This window comes from Roseateles sp. GW821-FHT09B06, from assembly GCF_059418245.1.
This window is the reverse complement of sequence record NZ_JBWKPM010000001.1, coordinates 187385-210156: the sequence shown is the minus strand read 5'-3', so window position 1 is coordinate 210156 and position 22772 is coordinate 187385. Positions and strand designations below refer to the sequence as shown.

Genomic DNA, 22772 nt, shown 5'->3' with positions numbered 1-22772 from the left:
CCCCGTTCAGACGATCCGCACCGACAGGGGCGTGACGCCGTCGATGCGTACTTCCAGTGCCTGGCCCGGCAGCACTGCGCCTATACCGTCGGGCGTGCCGGTGAAGATCAGATCTCCGGGCTGAAGCTCGAACAGCGTGGAGAGCCGCGCAATGATTTCCTCGATCGACCAGATCATGTGCGCGATCGAGCTCTGCTGGCGGACCTGGCCGTCGACCTCGAGCACGAGGCCGGCCCGTTCGATCGCGCCGGCCTGCCCGCGCGGACACAGCGGCCCGATCGGGGCCGAATGGTCGAAGGCCTTGCCGACCTCCCAGGGGCGGCCGCGCTCGCGTGCTGCGACCTGCAGGTCGCGCCGGGTCATGTCCAGTCCGGCCGCGTAGCCGAAGACATGGTCGGCCGCGGCCGAGGGGGCGATATTGCGCCCGCCCTTGCCGATCGCGACCACCAGTTCGGCCTCGTAATGGTAGTTGCTGGTCTGCGGCGGATAGGGCAGCTCGGCGCTGCCCCCCGGCGGCACCGGCACGACACTCGCATCGTCACCGGGCTTGCAGAAGAAGAAAGGCAGCTCGCGGTCCGGGTCGAAGCCCATCTCGCGGATATGCGCGGCGTAGTTGCGGCCCACGCAATAGACGCGGCGCACGGGAAAGAGCTGCTCGCTGCCGGCAATGGGCAGGCCGACCGTGGGGCCCGGTTCGAAGAGGAAGGACATGGAATGTTTGCTCCGTACTCAGGATTCCAGCCACTGTTCGCGATGCAGCGACAAGGCGTCCTGCACGGGCCGGTCGTTGTAGCTGAACAGCACCGACTCGTCTTGCGCCTGCAGCCGCAGCACAGCCCAGGGCGGAACCACAAAGGTGTCCTTGGCGGAAAAAGCAAAGGGCTGGCCGGCGATCTCGGCGATGCCGCGGCCCTCCACCACGCTGTAGATCGTGCCGGCGGTGCTGCGGTAGCCGCGGCCGCGGAAGCCTTCCGGCAGCTGCTGCATGAAGGTTTGGATCGTGGGCATGGGGGCGCCCCCGGTCAGCGGATTGATGTAGCGCAGCTGCCATCCCGACCAGGCATCGGCCGGCTCACGCCGGCTCAGCCGTTCCAGGGCCTCGCGGGTGCGTGCATAGGGGTAGCTGAAGATCGGCGAGCTGGGGGATCGGTGCGTGTGGCGGACCGGCACCATGTTGTGGCCGTAGCGTGCGAGGCTCGTGCCTTCCTCGCGCGTCACCCGGTGGGTCAGCTCCGGGCCGTCCTCGGCGAAGCCGGCGTCGAGGAAGCGAACCAGTGGAACGTCCAGCCCGTCGAGCCAGACCACGGGCTCTGCCGCGCCGTCGATCCCCTCGTTGCCGTGGTCATGCCAGGTCCAGGACGGCGTGATGATGAAGTCGCCCGGCTGCATGGTGGTGCGTTCGCCATCCACGGCCGTGTAGGCGCCGCGCCCGTCGACGATGAAGCGCAGGGCCGACTGCACATGGCGGTGGGCCGGCGCGATCTCGCCCGGCATGATGAGCTGGAGCCCGGCGTACAGCGACTGGGTGATCGACGCGCTGCCCCGCAGGCCTGGGTTCTCCAGCACCAGCACGCGCCGCACCGCCTCCTGCGCGGTGATGAGCCCGGCGGCCTCCATCAGGAAGGGCCTGACGTCTGAGTAGCGCCAGAGGGCGGGCCGGCAGGGCGAGGCGGGTTCGCGCGGCACCAGGTTGTGGAGTTGCTCCCACAGCGGGAAGAGGTTGAGCTGGCCGATGCGCTCGTAGTAGGCGCGCCGCTCGTCGTTGCCGGACTGCATGTTCGGAATCCTCGTCGTCGGAAGAAGTGACCGGATTCTTGGTGTCGCAGACTATTTCCTCAACAGATTTACAAGATACAAAGTATCCTGATTTCAGATAGTCTCATGAGGAGGAAGGTATCGATGGCTTCGCTCGATCTCGAATGGGTGGCGGTCTTCGACGAGGTCTACAAGACCTCCAGCGTGTCGCGCACCGCGGAGCGTCTGGACATGACGCAAGGGGCCGCGAGCACGGCGCTCAACCGGCTGCGCGCCTACTTCGGCGACCAGCTGTTCTGCCGCACCGCGCGCGGCATGATGCCCACCCCGCGCGCGCAGGAGCTGTACCCGCTGCTGCGTGATGTGAGGGCGAGCCTGGACCAGGCCCGCGCCGGGCGCGGCCAGTTCGTGCCCGCGCAGGCTCAGCGGCGCTTCCGGGTCTGCATGACCGACATCAGCGAGATCGTGCTGCTGCCCGTACTCATCAACCACCTGCAGCAGCACGCCCCGGGCATCGACATCGAGGCCGAGAAGATCTCGGCAGACAGCCTGCGCCGCCTGGAGGACGGCGAGGTGGACCTGGCCGTGGGCTTCATGCCGCAGCTCGAGGCAGGCTTTTACCAGCAGGTGCTGTTCGAGCAGAACTTCGTCTGCATCGCCAGCGCCTCGCACCCCCGCATCGGCAGGAGCCTGGGCAAGGCGGCTTATGCGCGCGAGCGCCACGTGACGGTGAGCACCTCCGGCACGGGGCACGCCATCGTCGAGAAGGTGCTGGCCGAGGCCGGCGTGCAAAGGCGTATCGCCCTGCGGGTGTCCAGCTTCCTGGGCGTGGCCCGCATCGTCGCCGACACCGAGCTGCTGGCCACCGTGCCCAGCCACTTCGCCGGCGTGATGTGCGCACGCGAGCAGATCCGGCTGCTGGTATCGCCGCATGTGCTGCCCAGCTACGAGGTCAAGCAGCACTGGCATGCGCGCTACCACGACGATCCCGGCAACGCCTGGCTGCGCCGCACGATCGCCGAGCTGATGACCCTCTCGGTGCGCCGCGCCGGGCCGCCCTGATCCCCGCGCTCGAATCCCGACGCCCTTTCGTAGATTCACAAGATGCCACCGCCGCGCATACAGCGCTGCGGCGGCAGCGCGCAGGTGTCGCCGGGCATCAAGCGTTTTCGTTGCCGTCCCGATCGTGGTCTTGATGAAGCCGATGGCATTGCAGGGACATTGACAAGCGTCTTGCGCACTTTAACGCCGACACATAGACTCGTAGTAAAGGCATGCAAGGCCATCCTGCATGCCGGCAAATGCCGCTGCGCAAAGCTTGCGTCCGGCCCGTTATGAAACGAGGATTGATTCAGGAGTACTCAGCATGACCAAACGCATTCTTGTCATTGGCGCCGGCTTTGCCGGCATGTGGAGCGCGCTGGCTTCGGCCCGTTTGCTGGATGAAGTGGGGCGCACCGATGTGGAGATCGCCCTGGTGGCGCCGGAGCCCGAGCTGCACGTTCGCCCCCGTCTGTACGAGCAGAACCCGGCAAGCATGAAGGCGCCGCTGCAGGACATCTTCAAGGCCGTGGGCGTGAAGTTCATCCAGGGCGTGGTGGAGCGCATCGACGTGGCAAGCCAGGAGGTCGAAGTGCTGGGCACCGGTGCCGATACGTCGCGCCGTACGCTGGGCTATGACCGCCTGGTTCTCGCCACCGGCAGCCGCCTGTTCCGTCCGCAGATTCCGGGGCTGGACCAGCATGCGTTCAATGTGGACCAGGTCGCCGATGCGGCCGAGCTCGAGGCGCATATGGCCGGCCTGGCCGGTCGTCCCGAAAGCGCCGCACGCAACACGGTGGTGGTGGCCGGTGGCGGCTTCACCGGCATCGAGACGGCAGCGGAACTGCCGGCCCGTCTGCGAGGCGTGCTCGGCGAGGCGACAGACGTGAACGTGATCGTGGTCGAGCGCAACAGCGAGATCGGGCCCGACCTGGGTGCCGGCCCGCGACCTGTCATCACGCAGGCGCTGACCGAACTCGGTGTGACGTGGAGGCTGGGCTCGGGGGTGGCGGCGGTGGACGCGAACGGCGTCACGCTTGAGAACGGCGATCGCATCGACGCCAGCACCGTCATTTGGACCGCCGGCGCCCGAGCCAGCGCGCTGACGGCGCAGATCCCGGCGGAGCGCGACGACTTCGGCCGCCTTCATGTCGACCGCAACCTGAAGGTCAAGGGACAGGAGACGGTCTACGCCACCGGCGACGTCGCCTACGCGGCCACCGACGATGAAGGCAATTACGCGATGATGTCCTGCCAGCACGCGCAGAACATGGGCCGCTCGGCGGGCCACAACGTGGCGGCCGACCTCTTGGGCGAGGCCGCGATCCCCTACAGCCAACCGAAGTACGTGACCTGCCTGGACCTGGGGCCGTGGGGCGCGGTCTACACCGAAGGCTGGGATCGCCAGGTGACGCTGGAGGGAGCCGAGGCCAAGGCGCTGAAGACGCGGATCAACACCGAATGGATTTATCCGCCGAGCGCTGACCGTGCCGAGGCCCTGGCTTCGGCCGATCCGCGCCGGATCGTGGTGGCCTGAGCGGGCCAAGGACAGCAAAAAGGGCGATCCGCTGGATCGCCCTTTTGCTTGCCGTGGCGGTGCTGAGAGGGACGTCGGACCGGCGCCGGTGTCAGGCGCGCTTGCGCGTCTTGGCAGGCGCGACTTCCTCCTTGTCGCCGCGTCGGTTGGCGGCGCGGTCGGTCAGCCATTGAACCACATGCACGCCATAGCTGGCCGGTGCCTTGTCGATGGTGCGCTGCTCCAGGTCGGCCAGCGTGTGCTGCTTGAGTTCGGTGCGCAGGGCCTTTTCGGCCAGCTGCATGACCGCATGGATTGAGCACACGCCACGCGTGGACCACGCCGGCGGGGCATCTCCGAACACGGCGCAGCGGCCACGGATCTCGCGGCAGTCGAACAGCGGCTTGTCACCATCGATGGCGACCACCACATCGTGCACGGTGATCCGCTCGGCAGGGCGGGCCAGCCGGAAACCGCCGCGGATGCCCTCGGTTGCGACCACCAGATCCGCCTTGGCCAGCTTGGTGAACAGCTTGGCCAGGTACTCGGTAGGGATGCCCTGCAGTTCGGACAGGTCGCGGACGCTGGCTTCTTCGACGGCCGCGCGCGAGCCGGCCAGGTACAGCAGGCAGTGCAGGCCGTACTCCACCCCGGTGCTGATGAATGACATGATTAACTTGGATAAGGGTAATCGTAGTTTAAAGCATACACAAGGCCGGCGTGGACCGCAAGGCGGTGGCTCCAATGGCATGGCCAGGACTGCGTGATCTTTAACTAAGACTTGTATAGTCGTAGTATTTGCCTATACTCAGATCGGACCTTCAATCACTCCCGTGGAGCAACCAAAGGAGCCCCTCCATGAACCTTCGAACCGCTGTCGGCGCTGTCTGCGCCGCCATCACCCTCGCCACCGCAATGCCAGCCGCCGCACATGGCCACAGCGAGGTGGTCACGCCACACTTCGAGCAGGCGATATCCAATATTCCGGGCAAGTCGCTGATCGCCGTGGTTGTCGACTATCCGCCAGGTGGCGAATCGCAGCCGCACACGCATGCAAAGTCGGCTTTCATCTTCGGCTACGTCGTCTCGGGCGCCATCGAGTCCCAGGTCAATGATGAGCCCAAGAAGATCGTTCGCGCCGGCGAGAGCTTCTACGAGCCACCGGGCTCGCGCCATCCTGTCAGCCGCAATGCAAGCGCAACGGTGCCCGCAAAGCTGCTCGCCGTGTTCGTCATCGACACGAAGGATCGCGCGCTGACCACGCCCGACCAGTAAAACCCGACACACCAGGAGTCAATCGAATGAGCAAGCGTCTTGATTACGCGCAAATCGCACCGGCAGGGGTCAAGGCCCTTGGCGGCGTCTATGGCTATGTCACGCAGAGCAGCCTTTCCCCTGTCCTGATCGAGCTGGTCTATCTGCGCATCTCACAGATCAACAACTGTGCCTACTGTCTCGACATGCACACGCGCGAGTTGCTGAAGAAGGGGCAGAAAGTGGAGAAGCTGGCCCTGCTCCAGGCATGGGCCGAAGGCGGGGATCTCTTTGACGACCGTGAGCGTGCCGCCCTCGCCTGGGCCGAAACGGTGACGCGCGTTGCGGAGACGGGAGTGCCCGATGAGGCGTACGAAGCCGCCAGTGCTGTGTTCGACGAACGGGAACTCGTGGATCTCACGATTGCGATCGGCCTGATGAACACCTACAACCGCATGGCGATCAGCTTCAGAAATACGCCTCAGGCGGCACTCCCGCAGCAGGCTCGGGCTTAACCCAGCCCGCGGCGCGGTGAAACGGCGCGATGCCTGAGCCTGCATCGCGCCCCTCTTGCCGCACGATTGCCCCGAGACGTTGCCTGTCGCCGGTTGGATGGTGAGTGATGCTGAGTTCTCCCGTGAATTCGTCAACGAGGAGAACTCATGAGGCAGCGATTCGCCGACCAGCGGTCCATCGCGAGTGCTCCGGCACCAATGACATCACCCGGAGGCCCACCGCTTGATGGGCTGCAGGTCCCGATCGCGGGCCGCGATCTCCTGGCCGCCGGCGCCGATGGCGCCGGCGGTTGCCGTATCAGACCCTCTCAGATCACGCGGATAACGACGTCGATATTGCCGCGGGTGGCTTTCGAATACGGGCAGGTCTGGTGCGCGGTGTCCACCAGGGTTTGGGCGACTTCCCGATCCAGGCCCGGCAGGCTGACGTTGAGTCGGGCTTGGAGGGCGTAGCCATTGTCGGCCGTGCCCAGGTCCACTTCGGCGTCGACGGCGAGGTCCGCCGGAAGCGCAACTTTCAGCTTGCCGGCCGCAAACCCGATCGCACCGATGAAGCAGGCCGACCAACCGACCGCAAACAACTGCTCGGGGTTGGTGCCGGACTTGCCGGAGCCGGGCGGGCTGAGCTTGACGTCGAGTGCGCCGTCACTGGATTTCCCGGCGCCGTCGCGGCCACCGGATGTGTGGGTGCTTGCGGTGTAAAGGACTTTGTCGAGTTTCGTGGCCATGAAAGTTTGCAGGTAGGTTGACTGCCTCGATGCCGTCGCCAGGGGGCCGAATCTGTTGCATCAAGGCAAGGGTTCAAGCAGATCGGACAGGTCGGTTGGCGATGTCGCAATTTCAGCGGATGCCTGTATCGACGGTGTGTCGACCTACCCGAAATTTGCAATCCCATGTGTTGGCCACGCTGCGTGACACAGAGAAATACAAAAGGCTTCCCCGCAGTCCGTACCGGGGCAATGGAACGGAGTCCGCGCATCATCGAATCGGATCGAGTCGGTGTCCTGTGTGGCGCGCGGCACATCCTCAAGCAACCCGGCCTGCCGACGTATCAGGTCGGCATCGAGATGCTTGCCACGGGCTCGGGCGGAGATCGCGGCCGGCGGGACGACCGCAACGCGGTGAACTCGCACAGCAGTTGCGGCCGTTTCCCGCCGGCGCGCGATACGCGGCCATGCACCGGCAGCAGGCGCCCGGCAAGCATCAATCGCAACAGATCAAGGAGTGAGCTCCTTCAACCCAGCGGATTGCTTCCCAGCGGCCGGCCCCCGGGTAGGGACCGATCGCCAGCGCCGGCGCATTTCGCGTTCGCGACCGCTCAGGTCCGATCTTGGCTGCCGGACTGCTCCGCGAAGAGGTGCTCGGCGTACCAGTCGGGCCAGTTCGCATCTTGCGGGCCAGCTGCGCGCTTCTCATGCTCTCCATGCGCGGCGGCTGCCCGCCGGAGTGCGGCGGACAATTCTGCTTGGGAGGTGAAGGTCACGACCTTGGTGTCGACACGGCCCGGCAGGCGCGACGTGACCTCCTGCAGCAGCCATCCATTGCCGTCCGGATCGCTGAACGCGGCATAGGACGAGTAGGTGCGCCGGGTCGGGTGTGGCCCGGTCCCGGGCTCCTCCCCCGGCACACGATGGAAGATGTCGCTGACCGCGATACCTCGCCGGACCAGATCGGCCCGTGCCACTTCGATATCCGACACCGCGAGGAAGAGCCCTTGCGCAGAGCCTGGGGCTGCCGACGAGACCCCCTTGCCGACATGCACCGAGCATGAAGATCCCGGCGGCGTGAACTGCATGGCGCGGAACGCTTCGCCCTTCGCAATATCGGCGTCGAGTCGCCAGCCGAGGTTTTCATAGAAGCGCTTGGCGCGCTCGGCGTCGGCCACCGGGACGGTGACGACTTCGAGTTTCAGGTGGACCGGTTGCAGGTCGGGCGTGTTCGCCGCGCCCTGGCCAGACTTATGGATGGTGCTCATGAGTAGCTCCTTGGCTAGATGTGCTTGGGATGAGTGAAGTTCCTGCGGTGCCCCTCACAACAAGGGCCCGCATGGTCGCAGCTGCGCGATCGCAGCAATCAGTGCTTGTGGGCGGTAGATCCCGGCTGCGCCGGGACGGTCACGGTGACGGTTTCGCTGGCAAGGATCTTGTGAACCGGATCGGAGAGTTCGATCAGCACCTTGTGCACACCGGGCAGCAATCCCATCACGATGATGGGATCTCCGTTCGTGTGGGCCCAGGTACCGGGCCGATCGTCGACGGTCACGTGGAGGTGCCCCACACGCGGCGACACCTCAAGGGCGCCCTTGCCGAAGACCGGGATGATCCGCGCGTTCTCGGTCCGGTACTGGACGATGACGACGCCGCGCGCCAGGGGCTCGGCCAGCGGCGGGTACACGACGAGCTTCGGCGGTGCTTCGGCGGCGATCGGAATGATGGGCGCGGGACGGCCGATCTCGGTGCTGGTCTGCGCTGCGCCCGCGAGGCAGAAAAGAGCGCCAACGGCGGCGATGGCAAGTTGCTTGAAGGGTGATCGCATGGTGTCTCCATTGCGTTGCGCGTGCCGGCAGCGTGCTCCACGAGCCTGCTTCTCCGCGGCCGGCAGCCGGGTGGCTGAATCAGGGTTGCTGCCCCGTGCTTACTTGATCACCACGAGCGGCTTCCCCTTGTCGACGAGATAGGTGGCGAGCTCGGATGCCTTGCCGCTGCCGACGTTCCTCGCCGCGTGAGCCACTCCGGCCGGGATGAACAAGGAGTCGCCGGCTTTGAGCGTGATCGGCGCCTTGCCCTCGAACTGGTATTCCAGCGTGCCCTCCAGCACATAGGCGATCTCCTCGCCCGGGTGGGTGTGCATGCCGAACGCCGCCCCCGGGGCGAAGTCGACGCGCACCTGAACGGCCTCGCGTCCCGGCGTGCCGAGATCGTGCCGCACGACCTCGGTGCGCCCGATGGCCGGCTGCTGCGCTTGCGCCGCCTGCCATGCCAAACCGCTTCCGGCGAGCAGCAGCGCTGCCGCGATGATTCGAGTCGCTTTCATATGACTTCCTTCGTCGGTGCAATAAGAAGAACTGGTGATCGATGCGCCGAACGACGCGGCGATGCTTGTATTGAATATGGCGCGCGTATCGGCGATGTGTCAGGCGACCGCCGATTTGCATTCCACTGTGTCGCATGCCCGCGAGACACAGTGACGTACAAACGGGCCGACTTCGATGCCGAGGCGGCGCGCCGGCAGCCCAGCGGAGCTTGCGCCTGTGATACTGCCGACTCGTGCGCCGCAGTATTCACCGCGCCATCGCCATCGTCTCAGGCCTGAATCCGTTTCAGAACCTGGATTGGCGATGGCCAGAACTATTGGCCTTCGCTGCTTCCAGTTCAAGCAGAGAATGGCCCGCCACGAATACAGAGGCCGCGAGCAATCCCAGATCCTTGAGGAGGAATTGGCCCGGAGCAACGCTGATGCCTGGGAAACCGAGGCCGGCCTCGATCACGCCCGGGGTCGAGAACATAAGGCTCAGGGTCGTGAAAAATAATCCGGCGGATAGAGCGCCCCCGACCAACGATAGCTTGGCTGACAGCGCGCGGCCCGCAATCAGTATGCCGATCGAAACCTCCAGGATCCCGAGCAATCTGGAAAAGACGTCCACGCTGAAAATCTCATAGGTCCATCCCAACAAGGGGCTGTTGCCTACCAGGGGCACCAGTCCCTGCGCCTCGTATTGCGTGAATTTCATGCCGCCGAACCAAAAATATATGACGGCGAGGGCAAGATAAAGGCTGTAGGTCCCAATTGCCATTGTCTGGGTCCCGAGCGTCACTTGTTTTGACAGGTGGCTGCTACTGCGATTTTCAAATTTCAAGGTTTTCATAATTGGGTCCTCTGATGGTGGGATGGGTTTGTTGGCTGGATTGACTGATCTTCGCGATATACCGCTCCAGCCATCAGATGGCGACAGCGGAGCTTCGGAATGCAATTGCTGGCTGGCCGGCGCTTTCATCGACCGCCGGTCAGACCGTTTCGTTCTTCGGCATGTGGTGCCGCAGGACATCGAGCACCTGCTCGGGCTCCTCGGCATTCACGCTGGTCTCGTTGTCGAGTTGCGTTCATGCGCTTCTCGTCCAGGTCGCCGGCGCACATGCCATGGGCCATGGTTGCAAGGCCGTTGCCAACGAGATGGCCGGCACAGGCGCCCGCGCCGTGAAGCGATCGATGCCGGGGGCTGTCGCGTACCCGGCCACCGGCATGCCGCCGACCGCGCGGCTGAAAAAGCGGTGGAGCCGACGCGCGCCGGAGGCGCGCGCCCTCCACCGCAGGAGCTTCACGAATCGACTGCCTTGCCGGCGCGAGACGGCAGCTTCCAGTTCGGCCGGATGAAATGGCAGGAGTAGCCACCGGGCCTTCGCTCGAGGTAGTCCTGGTGCTCGGGCTCGGCCTCCCAGAAGTCGCTTGCCGGTACCACCTGGGTCATCACCTTGCCGGGCCACAGACCCGAAGCATCCACGTCGGCGATGGTGTCCCCGGCGATGCGCTTCTGCGCGTCGCTGGTGTAGAAGATCGCCGAGCGATAGCTGCTCCCGATATCGTTGCCCTGGCGATTGCGCGTACTCGGATCGTGAATCTGGAAGAAGAACTCAAGCATCTCTCGATAGCCGATGCGGGCGGGATCGAAGATGATCTCGATGGCTTCCGCGTGTCCGGGGTGGTTTCGATAGGTCGCATGGGCATTGGTGCCACCGGTATATCCGACCCGGGTCGACAGAACTCCGTCGTAGCGGCGAATGAGGTCCTGCATGCCCCAGAAGCAGCCTCCTGCCAGAACTGCGCGCTCCGTAGTCATCGAACGTCCTCCAGCTGGTTCAGGTAGGCCGCATAACCCTCGGCCTCCATGTCCTCGCGATGAATGAACCGTAGCGCCGCCGAATTGATGCAGTAGCGCAATCCGCCGCGGTCCCGTGGCCCGTCGGGAAACACATGCCCGAGATGGCTGTCGCCATGCGTCGAGCGCACTTCGATGCGCACCATGCCGTGCGTCGTGTCGCGGACTTCGTTGACATTGGCCGGGTCGATCGGCCGGGTGAAGCTCGGCCAGCCGGAGCCCGAGTCGAACTTGCTCGACGAAGCGAACAGCGGTTCGCCCGATACGACATCGACGTAGATGCCCGGCTCATCGTTGTGCAGGTAGGCCCCGGTTCCCGGGTATTCGGTGGCGCTTTGCTGCGTGACGCGATACTGCTCGGGCGACAACTTGCGGATCGCCTCTTCGTCCCGGCCGAACTTCACGGGCATTTCGGCCGCCAGCCCGGCGGCCTTCGAGGTATTGACAGACATGGGGAACTCCAGTTTGGTTGGGGCAGCCGATTCGCTCGGCAGAGTTCACTTTAGGCGGCCGCAGCGAGATACTGAATGCTCTTGATCCGCGTCCTTTTGCTCATTCGTCTCATGACGAACTCTCATGGACCTTCTAAGCCGCCTGCTCTCACTGATGCCCGTCAGCGGTCGCCTCGATGAGCGCTGCCGCTTCGGAGCGCCATGGCGCATCGAACAGGATCGAGCGTCGAGGCGCGAGGTCGCGTATCACGTCCTGCTTGCCGGGGAGGCGACCGTCGAGGACGGGCAGGGACCTTCGGCGGTCCTGCGGGCGGGCGATATCGTGATGTTTCCGTCTGGCGTGGCGCATACCTTGCACGACGGCAGTGGCCGCAGGGCGGCGCGAGTGCGTGAATACGATGCCGACGGCATCTTGGTGTCGGAGAACATGGGCAAGGGCCAGAAGGCCGACATTCTGTGCGGCAACTTCCGACTGGGTGCGGTGCCGGATCGCCTGTTGCGGGAGTTCCTGCCGGGCCGCCTGATCGTCAGCACGGACCGCCCTGCGTCCGGCGCAGGCGGCGCCGCAGTCGAGCGCCTGCACCGACTCGTGCAATGGATGCGTGATGAGGCCGATGAGCGGCGGCCCGGGAGCACCGCGGTCGTGAGTCATCTGAGCGGCGTCCTCTTCGCGCTGGCGATGCGCGCAGCGGCAGAACAGGAGCAGCCCATGAAAGGCCTGCTGGCGTTGGCCGGCAAACCCAGGCTCCAGCCCGCCGTGGCGGCGATGTTCGACACGCCCGAGCGGCCGTGGAGCCTGCCGGACCTCGCTGCGCTTTGCCATATGTCGCGCGCGACCTTCGCCCGCCATTTCGACGAGGCGCTCGGCCGAAGCGCCTCGGACGTCTTGACCGAGATTCGCATGACCAAGGCGGGCCGGATACTGGCCGGCACCGATCTGCCGGTGGGTGCCGTGGGCGAGGCCGTCGGTTATCGGTCCGAGGCCGCGTTCCAGCGCGTGTTCAAGCGCCATGTCGGGGTCACGCCGTCACGCTGGCGCGCGAGCGCCTCGGCGGACGAGATGTCCTAACGCTCGAGACGATCGCGCAGGAAATCAAGCCGGATCGGCATGGTCCGCCGCCGTGCGGTGGCCTAGAGTTCCAGGCATCCGAAAACCTCACCATGCCCGCCCATTCTTCATCCAGTTCTCACGGCCGCCCGTCCCGGCATGCCGAGGTCGTGATTGGCCCGGAGCCGGCGCCGGGCGGCGGCCTGGTCCGGCAGATGCCGGGCGGTCGCTTGAGCCCCCCGGCCATCGGGGCAGGACCGCGAACCGCCGCGCGTCGCGTGCCAGGCGTGCAGCGGCCGACGCCGCTCATGGCATGTGCTCGGTCCGTTGGCATCGATCTTCCGCCCAAGGCAGCATCATGATTCGCGCCCAGCAAGAACTCCTGGACGCACTGGCCGCCGAACTGGCGAGCCTCGCGTCCGGGCTGGCCCCGGTGGCCGCCTTCGAGCTGCCCAAGCAGGCCGCGCACGGCGACCTCGCCTGCACCGCGGCCATGCAGCTGGCCAAGCCGCTGAAGCGGAACCCGCGCGAGCTGGCGCGGACCCTGATCGATGCCCTCGGCCGCCGCGTTGCCTTCCAGCGCTGGGTCGACGCGATGGAGATCGCCGGCCCCGGCTTCATCAATATCCGCCTGAAGGCCGCGGCCAAGCAGCAGATCGTCGTCGAGGTGCTGGCGGCCGGCGATGGCTTCGGGCGGCTGGCGTCCAACGGGCAGCGCGTGATGGTGGAGTTCGTCTCTGCCAACCCGACCGGGCCGCTGCATGTCGGACATGGTCGCCAGGCCGCGCTCGGCGATGCGATCTGCAAGCTGTTCGAGACGCGGGGCTACGAGGCCACGCGCGAGTTCTACTACAACGACGCGGGCGCGCAGATCGGCACGCTGGCGCTGTCGACGCAGTGCCGCATCCGCGGCCTCAAGCCCGGCGATGCGGCCTGGCCGCAGGCGGCCTACAACGGCGAGTACATCGCCGACATCGCGCGCGACTTCCTTGCCGGCAAGACCGTCCGGGCCGATGACCGCGTCTTCACCGCGTCAGGCCGCGCCGAGGATCTCGAAGGCATCCGCCAGTTCGCGGTGGCCTACCTGCGCCACGAGCAGGACCTCGACCTGCAGGCCTTCGGCGTCAGGTTCGACAACTATTTCCTCGAATCGAGCCTGTACACGAGCGGCCGTGTCGAGCGGACCGTCGCCCGCCTGGTCGAGGCCGGCAAGACCTACGAGCGCGAAGATGCGTTGTGGCTGCGAACCACGGACTATGGCGACGACAAGGATCGCGTCATGAGGAAGTCCGACGGCACCTACACCTACTTCGTGCCCGACGTGGCCTACCACCTCGGCAAGTGGGAGCGCGGCTTCACCCGGGTCGTCAACATCCAGGGCGGCGACCACCATGGCACGATCGCGCGGGTGCGCGCCGGGCTGCAGGCCGCGGGCGCGGGCATTCCCGAGGGCTATCCCGACTACCTGCTGCACAAGCTGGTCACGGTCATGAAGGGCGGCGAGGAGCTCAAGCTCTCCAAGCGCGCCGGCTCCTACGTGACGCTGCGCGAGCTGATCGAATGGACCAGCAAGGATGCGGTGCGCTTCTTCCTGATCACTCGCAAGGCCGATACCGAGTTCACCTTCGATGTCGACCTGGCCCTGAGGCAGAACGAGGAGAACCCGGTGTACTACGTGCAGTACGCGCATGCGCGCATCTGCTCGGTGTTGCGCCAGTGGCGGGAGCAGTGCGGCGGCGATCCCGCGCGCCTGGCGCAGGCCGAACTGCAGCGCCTGGTAGCGCCCAGCGAGGCCGCGCTGATGCGCAAGCTCGCCGAGTACCCGGGCATGCTGGCCGGCGCGGCGCGCGACCTGGCGCCGCACGACGTGGCCTTCTACCTGCGCGGACTGGCCGGTGCCTTCCACACCTACTACGCGGCCGAGCGCTTCCTGGTCGACGATGCCGAACTCGCGCGCGCGCGCCTGGCCCTGCTCGGGGCCGCCGCCCAGGTGCTGCGCAACGGCCTGGGCGTGCTGGGCGTGAGCGCGCCCGAGAGGATGTGATGCCCCGGTCAGAAATGAAGCAGGCGGCCATCGTCTGCCGTTGGCCGCCTGCCTGCATCGCCGCAGCGACAAGCCGTCAGCGCAGGAGGAACTCCCGCAGGGCCGTCATCGTGAACTCGGGCGCCTCGTCCATCAGCCAGTGGCCGGCGCCCTGCACCAGACGTCCGTCGACCTGCCTGGCCACCGCGCGGCCCTGGGCGATCAGCATCGGCCCCGAGGCCCGCTCGCCGGCCAGCACCAGCATGGGCATCTCCAGCGGGGTCTTGGCGAACTCGGCGAAGTCACGGGCATCCTGCTCGAAGGCCTGGAAATAGGCGAAGCCGGCCCGCATGCCACCCGGCTGGGCATACGCGGCGGCGTAGGCCTGGCGGTCTTCCTCGGGCACGGAGCGGGTCCCGTCGGCGGCGAAGTCGTTCCAGAAATGCTCGAAGTAGATGCGCTCGCGGCCGGCCACCAGGGCTTCGGGCACCGGGCCATGGAAATGGAAGTGCCACAGGTCGCGCAGCAGCCAGACCTTGGTCCAGTCGCCCACGCCGGGCAGGAAGGCATCCATCAGCACGATGCGCTCCACCTCGTCCGGGTACTGGGCCGCATAGGCATAGGCCACCATCAGGCCGATGTCATGGCCGACGATGCGCACCTTCCTGTGGCCCAGCGCACGCACCAGGGCATGGATCTCCTGCGCCAGCGTCTTCTTGTCATAGACGCCTTCGGGCTTGTCCGAAGCGCCGGCGCCGCGCAGGTCCGGAGCGATGACGACGCGGTCCTGCGCCAGGTGCGGCATCAGCTTGCGCCACATGCGGCTGGTCTGGGCATAACCGTGCAGCAGCACGATGGGCGTGCCATCGCCCTGGCCGGCCTGCAGATAGTGCAGCTTGAGGTCCTTGCGGATCAGGGCGTCGCGCTCGACGATCGGGCTGGCGGCGCCTTGAGCCTGGGCCGGGGCGTGGGCGACCAGACCGGCAAAACCGGCCAGGGCCGTCCAGGCACTCAGCAGCAAAGCGGCCATGCCGCGGCGGGTGACGGAGTTATGCATGCGGGGCTCCCGGCTCAGAGCTGGCTCATGCCGCCATCGACGATCACTTCCGTGCCGACGATGAAGGCGGATTCCGCGGCCGACAGGTGCAGCACCGTGCTGGCCACCTCCTCGGGCGTGCCGAAGCGGCCCAGCGGGATCTGGCTCAGGATGCCGGCAGCGGTGGCTTCCAAGGTGGCGGCATCCAGACCCAGCTTGCCGTACAGCGGCGTGCTCACCGGGCCGGGGCTGACCACATTGACGCGGATGCCGCGCGGCAGCAGCTCGCCGGACAGGGTCTTGGCCAGCGAGATCAGCGCGGCCTTGCTGGCCGCATAGACCGAGGAGCTGGGCATGCCCAGGCGCGCATTGATGGAACCGTTGATCACGATGGCCGCGCCGGTCTTCAGCTGCGGCAGCAGTGCCTGGATCTGGAAATAGGGGCCCTTGACGTTGGTGTCGAAGCTGAGGTCCCAGAGCGACTCGGTCACCTCGGCGAAGGGGGCGAACTTGGCGGTGCCGGCATTGATGAAGACGGCGTCCAGCCGGATGTCCTGGCCGGACAGGGTGGCGGCCAGGGCCTTGGCGTCGGCCAGGCTGCCGGCGTCGTTGCGCAGCGCCAGGGCGCTTTGGCCCAGTTCGGCGCGGGCCTGTTGCAGGGCCTGCTCGTCGCGGCCGGTGATGATGACGCGGGCGCCCTCGGCGGCGTAGGCCTTGGCGGCGGCCAGGCCGATGCCGCTGCTACCTCCGGTCACCAGCACGGTCTTGTTGGCAAAGCGGTTCATGGTGTTTCCTTTCGACTCGTTCGGAGCCAGTCGGTTGCGGCGACATGCCGTGATTGAATGATGCTGGGGCTGGATCCGCAAGACGTATCACAATGGCGATGTATTCGTTCGAAAGGATCGAACATGTTGAGCGAGGAGGAACTCGCCCTGCTGCAGGCCATCAGCGCCGCCGGCAGCCTGTCGCGCGCGGCGGCCCGGCTGGGCAAGGCGCCGTCCACCATTTCGCATGCGGCGCGCCAGCTGGAGGCGCGCTATGACGCGCTGCTGTTCGACCGCCGCCGCTACCGGCTGCAGCTGACGCCGGCCGGCCAGTTGCTGGCGCAGGAGGCGGCACGCCTGATGCAGGACGTGGCGCGGCTGAACACCCGGGTGAGACAGGTGGCCAGCGGCTGGGAAGACCGGCTGACCATCGTCACCGACGAGCTGCTGGAGTTCCAGACCCTGCTGCCGGTGATCGATGACTTCGATCGCCTGCAGTCCGGCGTCGGCCTGCGCATCACCCACGAGGTGCTGGGCGGCACCTGGGAGGCGCTGCGTGAGGGGCGGGCGGATCTGGTGATCGGCGCGACCAATGAGCCCCCGTCGATTCCGAAGCTGCGCTGGTTCGAGCTGGGGGTGATGGACTGGGTGTTCGCGGTGTCGCCCCGCCACGCGCTGGCCAAGGCCGCGCAGCCGCTGCAGCGCGAGCTGGTGCAGGCGCAGCGCGCGGTGGTGGTGGCCGATACCTCGCGCAGCGGCCAGGGCGCGCGCAGCTATGGCGTGCAGGGCGGCCAGGCCCAGCTGGCGGTGCCCAGCATGCAGGCCAAGATCCAGGCGCAGCGCGCCGGCCTGGGCGTGGGCTGGCTGCCGCGCCATCGCGTGGCCGGTCTGCTGACGCGCGGCGAACTGCTGGAGCTGCAGATGGCCGACCCGCGCGAGCCGAACACCCTGTATGTGGCATGGCACGGCGACCAGGAGGGCCGCGCCCTGCAATGGTGGCTGGAGCGTTTGCGCCAGCCCAGGCTGGGCAAGCGGCTGGTGCAGGGGCTGGAGGTCACCGCTCCCTGATCTGCCGCGGGCGCTGGTCCAAGCTATTCATGCTTTCTGTGGATAACACTGTGAGTCGACTTTAGATGAGTTCTGCAACTCATTGATTCATATGGCGGCGGGTCGCTCTGCCTCTTTTTTGGGCGCAGCGCCGCCGCGCCAGAACACCACCACATTGCCGGCCAGCACCAGGGCCAGGCCCAGCAGGGCCGGCAGGGTCCAGCGGTAGCCCTCCGCCCAGGCCGAGATGTTCAGCGCCACCACCGGGAACAGCACGGTGCAGTAGGCGGCGCGATCCGCCCCGAGCCGGCCCACCAGGGTCAGATAGGCGGTGAAGCCGATCACCGAACCGGGCAGGGCCAGGTACAGCCAGGCGCCGACATAGCTGGGCGAGGGGTCGAAGCGCGGCGGCTGGCCGCTCAGCAGCGCCAGGCCCGCCACCGCGCAGGCGCCGATGCCCATCGCCCAGGCATTGGTCTGCAGCGGCGTCTGGCCCTGGCGCTGCATCGCGCCGGACAGCAGATTGCCCAGCGAGAAGCAGTAGGTGCCGGCCAGCGCCAAGCCCAGCCCCCACAGGGTCTCGCTGTGCGCCAGGTCCTTCAGCATTTCTGTGCCGAACAGCAGCAGCAGGCCCGCGAGGCCCAGCGCGCCGCCCAGCATCACCCGGGGGGCCAGCGGCTTGCCCTGCAGCAGGCGGCCGTTCAGCGCATTCCACAGCGGCGCGGTCGAGAAGCACACGGCCACCAGGCCGCTGGCGATCCAGCGGCTGGCATGGAAGAAACAGATGAAGTTCAGGCAGAACAGCAGCAGGCCCTGGCACAGCAGCAGGGGCCACAGGCCGCGCGGCGGCAGGCGCCACTGGCGCCGCCAGGCCAGCCAGGCCATCAGCACGGCCGCGGCCAGCCAGAAGCGATAGGCGATCGACCAGGTGATGGGGACCGGGCCGATCTGCAGCTTCAATGCGATCCAGGTCGTGCCCCAGATCAGCACGGTCGTCAGGTAGAGCAGGGCGGTGGTGTTGAGCATGGGCCCAGTCTGCGGCCGGCCGGGGCGCGGGCGTGGCAGGAAATTGCGCTTATCGCGCCGGCCTGCCGTGTCGCCCGGCTCGGCGCGGCGCCGGCCCGCTAAGCTGGCGCCATGGCAAGCACACCGGTGGGTTTCCAGGTCTTCGACGAACTGCTGCGCTCGCGCGCGACCGCGCTGCGCGCCCTGCCGGTGGGCATGGACGGGGCCTGGCTGGTGCAGTGGCGCAATGCGGACACCGAGGCCGAGTACCTGAGCCCCGAGCACCACACCCTGTCGCTCTACCTGGAGGGCGGGGAGGAGGTGCGCTGCCGCGATGCGCTGGGCGCGCGCGGCGGGCCGGGCAGCCTGTGCTGCATGCCGGCCGGCCATCGCTCGCGCTGGGATGTGCGCGGCCGGCTGCAGCTGCTGCACCTCTACCTGCCGCGGCTGCCGCTGGCCGAGGCGGCCGAGCGCTGGTTCGATCTCGATCCGCGCCTGGCCACCCTGCAGGACCGCATCTACTTCGACGATCCGCTGCTGGCCGCGCAGGGGCGTGCGCTGGCCGGCATCGACTGGCAGGCGGGCGACGCCGGGCTGCGCGTGCAGCAGCTGGTGCTGCAGATGCAGAGCCGGCTGCTGCTGAGGTACAGCGGCGCGCGCCGGGCGCCGCCCGACCTGCGCGGCGGCCTGTCGCCCGCGGCGCGGCGCCGCGTGCTGGAGCGCATCGAGGCTGCCCCGGGCAGGGCGCCGGCGCTGCAGGAGCTGGCCGAGGCGGCCTGCCTGTCGGAGTTCCACTTCCTGCGCATGTTCAAGGCGAGCTTCGGACTCAGCCCGCACGCCTGGGTGATGCGCCGACGGCTGGCCCTGGCCCGCGAGCTGCTGGCCCGCGGTCGCCTGAGCCTGCAGCAAGTGGCCGAGCGGGCCGGCTATGCCCATCTGAGCCATCTGAACGCGGCGCTGCGCGGCGCCGGCCTGGCCTCGGCGGCGCGCTATCGCCGGGCGGCCGCGGCGCCGGGCTAGGCCGGGCTCAGAAATGCAGCCAGGCGGCCAGCCCCAGGGCGATGCCGATGCCGCCGGCCGCCAGGGTGGCCCCCTCCATCCAGCGCTTCTTGGTCAGCAGCGCGATCGCGGCCAGCGCGATCGAGATCTGCAGCGCGGTGGTGGCCTGGGCCCAGCGGTGGTGCAGATGCAGCTGCTCCTCGCTGCGCTGGTCCCAGTCGGCCGAATCCTTCTCCAGCGCCTCGGCCTTGTCCTTGATCTCGGTCTTCTCCTTCTTGTAGCGCTCGATCTCGTCCTGGTAACGCGGCTTCTTGTCCTCCGCGACGAGCACCACGGCCAGCTCCGCCAGGTTCTGCTTGCTGCTCTTGGCCTGGTAGTAGTTCCACTGGTTGGCGGCCTCGGTCTTCTTGATGGCCGCGTTGTTCTTGTACAGGCCCGCATTGGCCTGCGTGGCGCCGCCCATATAGGCGAAGAAGGCGCCGACCGTGGCCAGCACCGCGGTGATCACCGCCAGCTGGCCGGCCAGGCCCTTGGGTTCGTGCTGCGCCGCATGCTCCAGCTCGTGGTCATGCGGCCCGTGGACATGGAAACCACCACCGGACATCGTCTTGTTCCTCTATTGATCGGGGGCCTGCATTGTGCCTGCGTCGGCGCGCTCCCCGTCGTCGCGGCCGGCCTCGCCGCGCTTGCGGAACAGCGCCGCGCGCGCCAGCAGGGTGGTGGTCACCGGGGCGGTGACGGCCAGCAGCAGGATGATCAGCCAGCTCTGCAGCTCCAGCCGGCCGTGGCGCAGCGAGAAGTACAGGATCGAGGCCAGGGCCACGGCCCACACGCCCAGCGCCGCGGTGATGGCCGGCGCATGCATGCGCAGGAAGAAGCTGGGCAGGCGCTGCAGCCCCAGCGCGCTGATCAGGGCCAGCAGGCCGCTGGCCAGCAGCAGCAGCGCTATCAGGGCCTCGGCCCACAGCGGCAGCGGCGCGTCGCTCATTCGATCACCTCGCCGCGCAGCAGGAACTTGGCCAGCGCCGCCGAGCCGAGGAAGCCGAACAGCCCGACCAGCAGCGCGGCCTCGAAATACATCTGGCTGCCGTAGCGGATGCCCAGCACCAGCACCAAGAGCATGCCGAGGATGTAGAGGAAGTCCAGCGCCAGCACGCGGTCCTGGGCCGAGGGGCCGCGCAGCAGGCGCAGCGCGGTCAGCACCATCGCCAGCGTGTAGCAGGCCAGGGTCGCGATGATCGCGCCGGACAGCAGCGGGCTCATTCGAAGATCTCCATCAGCGGTCGCTCGTAACGCTGCTTGTACTGGGCGATGAAGCCGGCCGTGTCGCCGTTCTCCAGGTCGAACACATGCAGCAGCAGCGAGCTGCGGTCGGCCGCCAGCTCGCTCCACACGGTGCCGGGCACCGCGGTCGTGATCACGGCCAGCGCGGCCAGTCCATGGCCGTCGCGCAGGTCCAGCGGCACGCGCACGAAGCGGCTGTCGGGCGGGCGCCGGCGCCCGGCCAGCACGCCGCGCGCCACCTGCAGGGCCGAGCCCACCACGTCCCGGCCCACCGCCATGATCAGGCGCACAAGCACCCAGGGACGGCGCACCGCGCCGCGCTGCGGGCGCAGCGGCGCGCTCATGATCGGCAGGGCCAGCGCCAGCACGATGGCGATCAGCAGATGGCCCGGGGTCGGCCGGTTCAGCAGCAGCCACAGGGCCGCCAGCGCCGCCGACAGCAAGGGCGTCGAGAACAGTCGTTTCATGGGGGCGGTCCTTGCCGCGTGGGCGGTACGGGCGGCGGCACGGGTCGGGCCGACAGCACCGCCTCGATATAGGCCGCCGGGCGGTGCAGCGCGGCCGCGGCGGCGTCGGCATAGCGCAGCACCGGGCCGGCCCGCCAGGTCAGCAGCGCGCAGGCCGACAGCAGCAGCAGGATCGGCAGGCATTCGATCACGCGCAGGCGCGGCGCCGCGCGCTGCTGCGGCGCCCAGAAATAGCGGATGCCGATGCGCGACAGCGCGATCGTCGAGGCCAGGCCCGAGCCGATCAGCAGGGCCAGCAGGGCCCAGCCGGCCAGGCCCGGCGCAGCCGCGGCCGACGCGCCCAGGCCGGCCGGGTTCAGCAGCGCCGACAGCAGGGCGAACTTGGCGACGAAGCCGGACAGCGGCGGCAGCCCCGCCACCAGCAGGGTGCAGACGATGAAGGACAGGCCCAGGAAGGCCATCGCGGCCGGGATGGCGCGGCCGATCAGGGGCATTTCCTCGTCGTCGAGGTTGACGCCGGCCGGCACCGCGCCGGGCAGGTCCGGCCGATGGTCGTCCTCGGGCGCGGCGCGCATGGCCTCGTCCTCCACCTCGCGCGAGCGCTCGATCAATTCGACCAGCAGGAACAGCGCGCCGGCCGCCAGGGTGGAGCTGAGCAGGTAGAACAACGCGCCGCCGGTGACCACGCTCTGGCGCATGCCCACGGCCGCCAGCAGGGTGCCGGCCGAGACGATGATGGCATGGCCGGCCAGCCGGCCCGGATGCTGGCTGGCCAGCGCGCCGAGCGCGCCGAAGGCCAAGGTCGCCAGCCCGCCCCAGACCAGCACCTGGCCGCCGAAGGGCATCGGGCCGCTGCCGTCCGGGGCCATATCGGCCGGGAAGAACAGGGTCCACAGCCGCAGCACCGCATAGAGCCCGACCTTGGTCATGATCGCGAACAGCGCGGCCACCGGCGCGCTGGCGGCCGAATAGGCCGGCACCAGCCAGAAGCTCAGCGGCCACATCGCCGCCTTGATCAGGAAGGCCAGGCCCAGCAGGGCCGCGCCGGCATGCATCAGACCGCGGTCGGCGGCCGGGATCTGGGCCAGCTTGTGGGCCATGTCGGCCATGTTGAGCGTGCCGGTGATGCCGTACAGCAGGGCCGCGCCGAGCAGGAACAGCGAGGAGGCCAGCAGGTTGATCGCGATGTAGTGCAGGCCGGCGCCGACGCGCGCGCGGCCCGAGCCGTGCAGCAGCAGGCCATAGGACGCGACCAGCATCACCTCGAAGAACACGAACAGATTGAACAGGTCGCCGGTCAGGAAGGCGCCGTTGAGGCCCATCAGCTGGATCTGGAACAGCGGATGGAAATGCACGCCGGCGCGTTGCCAGCGCGCCAGCGCGAACAGCGCCGCGGCCAGGCCGATCGCGCCGGCCAGCAGCAGCAGCAGGGCCGAGAGCCGGTCGGCCACCAGCACGATGCCATAGGGCACCGGCCAGTTGGACGGCAGGTAGACGCCATAGGCCAGCGGCCCGGGCTGCGCATCCACCCAGGCCAGCAGGGCCGCCGCGACGAGCAGGCCCAGCGCACAGGACAGCAGGTTCAGCGCCGCCTTGGCATTGCGGCGTTTCTCGCCGAGCAGCAGCATCAGCGCCGCCGTCAGCATAGGCAGCAGGATGGGCGCGATCACCAGATGCGGCATCGCCGCGGCTA

General features: G+C 67.8%; 26 protein-coding genes. 8 read left to right on the top strand and 18 right to left on the bottom strand.

All coding sequences use genetic code 11. From position 1 onward, the window contains the following. Positions 1–6: 6 nt before the first annotated feature. The gene (locus AC07OQ_RS01080; RefSeq protein ID WP_495051226.1) at positions 7–711 is read right to left on the bottom strand and encodes a fumarylacetoacetate hydrolase family protein; all 705 of its coding nucleotides are present in this window, start codon (positions 709–711) and stop codon (positions 7–9) included. Positions 712–729: 18 nt separating this feature from the next. Beyond that, on the bottom strand, positions 730–1776 hold the full coding sequence (gene gtdA, locus AC07OQ_RS01075; protein ID WP_495051225.1) for a gentisate 1,2-dioxygenase: 1047 nt from the start codon (positions 1774–1776) through the stop codon (positions 730–732). 123 nt (positions 1777–1899) lie between these two features. On the opposite strand from gtdA, the gene AC07OQ_RS01070 reads away from it, so the two are divergent. Both AC07OQ_RS01070 and AC07OQ_RS01065 read left to right on the top strand, forming a co-directional pair. Continuing rightward, positions 1900–2817: a LysR family transcriptional regulator gene (locus AC07OQ_RS01070; RefSeq protein ID WP_495051224.1), complete on the top strand. Its 918-nt coding sequence runs from the start codon at positions 1900–1902 to the stop codon at positions 2815–2817. Positions 2818–3121: 304 nt separating this feature from the next. Beyond that, positions 3122–4333 carry an NAD(P)/FAD-dependent oxidoreductase gene (locus AC07OQ_RS01065; protein WP_495051223.1) on the top strand — a complete coding sequence of 404 codons (1212 nt, stop codon included), beginning with the start codon at positions 3122–3124 and terminating at the stop codon, positions 4331–4333. Positions 4334–4424: 91 nt separating this feature from the next. On the opposite strand, the gene AC07OQ_RS01060 is transcribed toward AC07OQ_RS01065, so the two are convergent. Beyond that, positions 4425–4982: an RrF2 family transcriptional regulator gene (locus AC07OQ_RS01060; RefSeq protein ID WP_495051222.1), complete on the bottom strand. Its 558-nt coding sequence runs from the start codon at positions 4980–4982 to the stop codon at positions 4425–4427. A gap of 188 nt (positions 4983–5170) precedes the next feature. Here AC07OQ_RS01060 and AC07OQ_RS01055 point away from each other — a divergent pair, with 188 nt between their 5' ends. Then, the gene (locus AC07OQ_RS01055; protein ID WP_495051221.1) at positions 5171–5587 is read left to right on the top strand and encodes a cupin domain-containing protein; all 417 of its coding nucleotides are present in this window, start codon (positions 5171–5173) and stop codon (positions 5585–5587) included. A 26-nt stretch (positions 5588–5613) separates the two neighbouring features. Further along, positions 5614–6081 carry a carboxymuconolactone decarboxylase family protein gene (locus AC07OQ_RS01050; RefSeq protein ID WP_495051220.1) on the top strand — a complete coding sequence of 156 codons (468 nt, stop codon included), beginning with the start codon at positions 5614–5616 and terminating at the stop codon, positions 6079–6081. Between the two features lie 308 nt (positions 6082–6389). On the opposite strand, the gene AC07OQ_RS01045 is transcribed toward AC07OQ_RS01050, so the two are convergent. The 7 genes from AC07OQ_RS01045 to msrB form a co-directional block, all read right to left on the bottom strand. Next, positions 6390–6809 carry an organic hydroperoxide resistance protein gene (locus AC07OQ_RS01045; RefSeq protein WP_495051219.1) on the bottom strand — a complete coding sequence of 140 codons (420 nt, stop codon included), beginning with the start codon at positions 6807–6809 and terminating at the stop codon, positions 6390–6392. Between the two features lie 590 nt (positions 6810–7399). Continuing rightward, on the bottom strand, positions 7400–8056 hold the full coding sequence (locus AC07OQ_RS01040) for a VOC family protein (RefSeq protein ID WP_495051218.1): 657 nt from the start codon (positions 8054–8056) through the stop codon (positions 7400–7402). Positions 8057–8154: 98 nt separating this feature from the next. After that, positions 8155–8616, bottom strand: a complete 462-nt coding sequence (locus AC07OQ_RS01035) for a DUF6130 family protein (protein WP_495051217.1) — start codon at positions 8614–8616, stop codon at positions 8155–8157. A 99-nt stretch (positions 8617–8715) separates the two neighbouring features. Then, on the bottom strand, positions 8716–9114 hold the full coding sequence (locus tag AC07OQ_RS01030; protein WP_495051216.1) for a cupin domain-containing protein: 399 nt from the start codon (positions 9112–9114) through the stop codon (positions 8716–8718). Positions 9115–9400: 286 nt separating this feature from the next. Next, a complete protein-coding gene (locus tag AC07OQ_RS01025) occupies positions 9401–9946 on the bottom strand; it encodes a YkgB family protein (RefSeq protein ID WP_495051215.1) in 546 nt (181 codons plus the stop codon). Between the two features lie 450 nt (positions 9947–10396). Next, entirely contained in the window at positions 10397–10915 is a 519-nt protein-coding gene (gene msrA, locus AC07OQ_RS01020; RefSeq protein ID WP_495051214.1) for a peptide-methionine (S)-S-oxide reductase MsrA, read from the bottom strand. Next, positions 10912–11406: a peptide-methionine (R)-S-oxide reductase MsrB gene (gene msrB / locus AC07OQ_RS01015; protein WP_495051213.1), complete on the bottom strand. Its 495-nt coding sequence runs from the start codon at positions 11404–11406 to the stop codon at positions 10912–10914. Before msrB ends, msrA begins: the two co-directional genes overlap by 4 nt. 124 nt (positions 11407–11530) lie before the next feature. Between msrB and AC07OQ_RS01010 the strand changes: the two genes are divergently transcribed. Together AC07OQ_RS01010 and argS are read left to right on the top strand one after the other, a co-directional pair. After that, entirely contained in the window at positions 11531–12475 is a 945-nt protein-coding gene (locus AC07OQ_RS01010; protein WP_495051212.1) for an AraC family transcriptional regulator, read from the top strand. Positions 12476–12812: 337 nt separating this feature from the next. Further along, positions 12813–14498 (top strand): arginine--tRNA ligase, encoded by a 1686-nt coding sequence (gene argS / locus AC07OQ_RS01005; protein ID WP_495051211.1) that lies wholly within the window; start codon positions 12813–12815, stop codon positions 14496–14498. 76 nt (positions 14499–14574) lie between these two features. On the opposite strand, the gene AC07OQ_RS01000 is transcribed toward argS, so the two are convergent. Further along, positions 14575–15534, bottom strand: a complete 960-nt coding sequence (locus AC07OQ_RS01000; protein WP_495051210.1) for an alpha/beta fold hydrolase — start codon at positions 15532–15534, stop codon at positions 14575–14577. Between the two features lie 14 nt (positions 15535–15548). Further along, complete coding sequence (locus tag AC07OQ_RS00995) at positions 15549–16298, bottom strand: SDR family oxidoreductase (RefSeq protein ID WP_495051209.1); 750 nt, start codon at positions 16296–16298, stop codon at positions 15549–15551. A gap of 123 nt (positions 16299–16421) precedes the next feature. Here AC07OQ_RS00995 and AC07OQ_RS00990 point away from each other — a divergent pair, with 123 nt between their 5' ends. Continuing rightward, on the top strand, positions 16422–17345 hold the full coding sequence (locus tag AC07OQ_RS00990; protein ID WP_495051208.1) for a LysR family transcriptional regulator: 924 nt from the start codon (positions 16422–16424) through the stop codon (positions 17343–17345). Positions 17346–17432: 87 nt separating this feature from the next. On the opposite strand, the gene AC07OQ_RS00985 is transcribed toward AC07OQ_RS00990, so the two are convergent. Further along, positions 17433–18350, bottom strand: a complete 918-nt coding sequence (locus AC07OQ_RS00985; RefSeq protein ID WP_495051207.1) for a DMT family transporter — start codon at positions 18348–18350, stop codon at positions 17433–17435. A 111-nt stretch (positions 18351–18461) separates the two neighbouring features. Between AC07OQ_RS00985 and AC07OQ_RS00980 the strand changes: the two genes are divergently transcribed. Beyond that, complete coding sequence (locus AC07OQ_RS00980) at positions 18462–19349, top strand: helix-turn-helix transcriptional regulator (RefSeq protein ID WP_495051206.1); 888 nt, start codon at positions 18462–18464, stop codon at positions 19347–19349. A gap of 7 nt (positions 19350–19356) precedes the next feature. On the opposite strand, the gene AC07OQ_RS00975 is transcribed toward AC07OQ_RS00980, so the two are convergent. From AC07OQ_RS00975 to AC07OQ_RS00955, 5 genes are read right to left on the bottom strand one after another with little or no spacing between them, the layout of a single operon-like run. Next, a complete protein-coding gene (locus AC07OQ_RS00975) occupies positions 19357–19932 on the bottom strand; it encodes a DUF4337 domain-containing protein (protein WP_495051205.1) in 576 nt (191 codons plus the stop codon). Between the two features lie 12 nt (positions 19933–19944). Then, positions 19945–20316 (bottom strand): monovalent cation/H(+) antiporter subunit G, encoded by a 372-nt coding sequence (gene mnhG / locus AC07OQ_RS00970; RefSeq protein WP_495051204.1) that lies wholly within the window; start codon positions 20314–20316, stop codon positions 19945–19947. Next, positions 20313–20591 (bottom strand): K+/H+ antiporter subunit F, encoded by a 279-nt coding sequence (locus AC07OQ_RS00965; protein WP_495051203.1) that lies wholly within the window; start codon positions 20589–20591, stop codon positions 20313–20315. Before AC07OQ_RS00965 ends, mnhG begins: the two co-directional genes overlap by 4 nt. After that, positions 20588–21079, bottom strand: coding sequence for a Na+/H+ antiporter subunit E (locus tag AC07OQ_RS00960; protein WP_495051202.1), 492 nt, complete (start codon positions 21077–21079; stop codon positions 20588–20590). Before AC07OQ_RS00960 ends, AC07OQ_RS00965 begins: the two co-directional genes overlap by 4 nt. Beyond that, positions 21076–22761, bottom strand: a complete 1686-nt coding sequence (locus AC07OQ_RS00955; protein WP_495051376.1) for a monovalent cation/H+ antiporter subunit D — start codon at positions 22759–22761, stop codon at positions 21076–21078. The genes AC07OQ_RS00960 and AC07OQ_RS00955 overlap by 4 nt, the downstream gene beginning before the upstream one ends. Between the last annotated feature and the right edge of the window lie 11 nt (positions 22762–22772).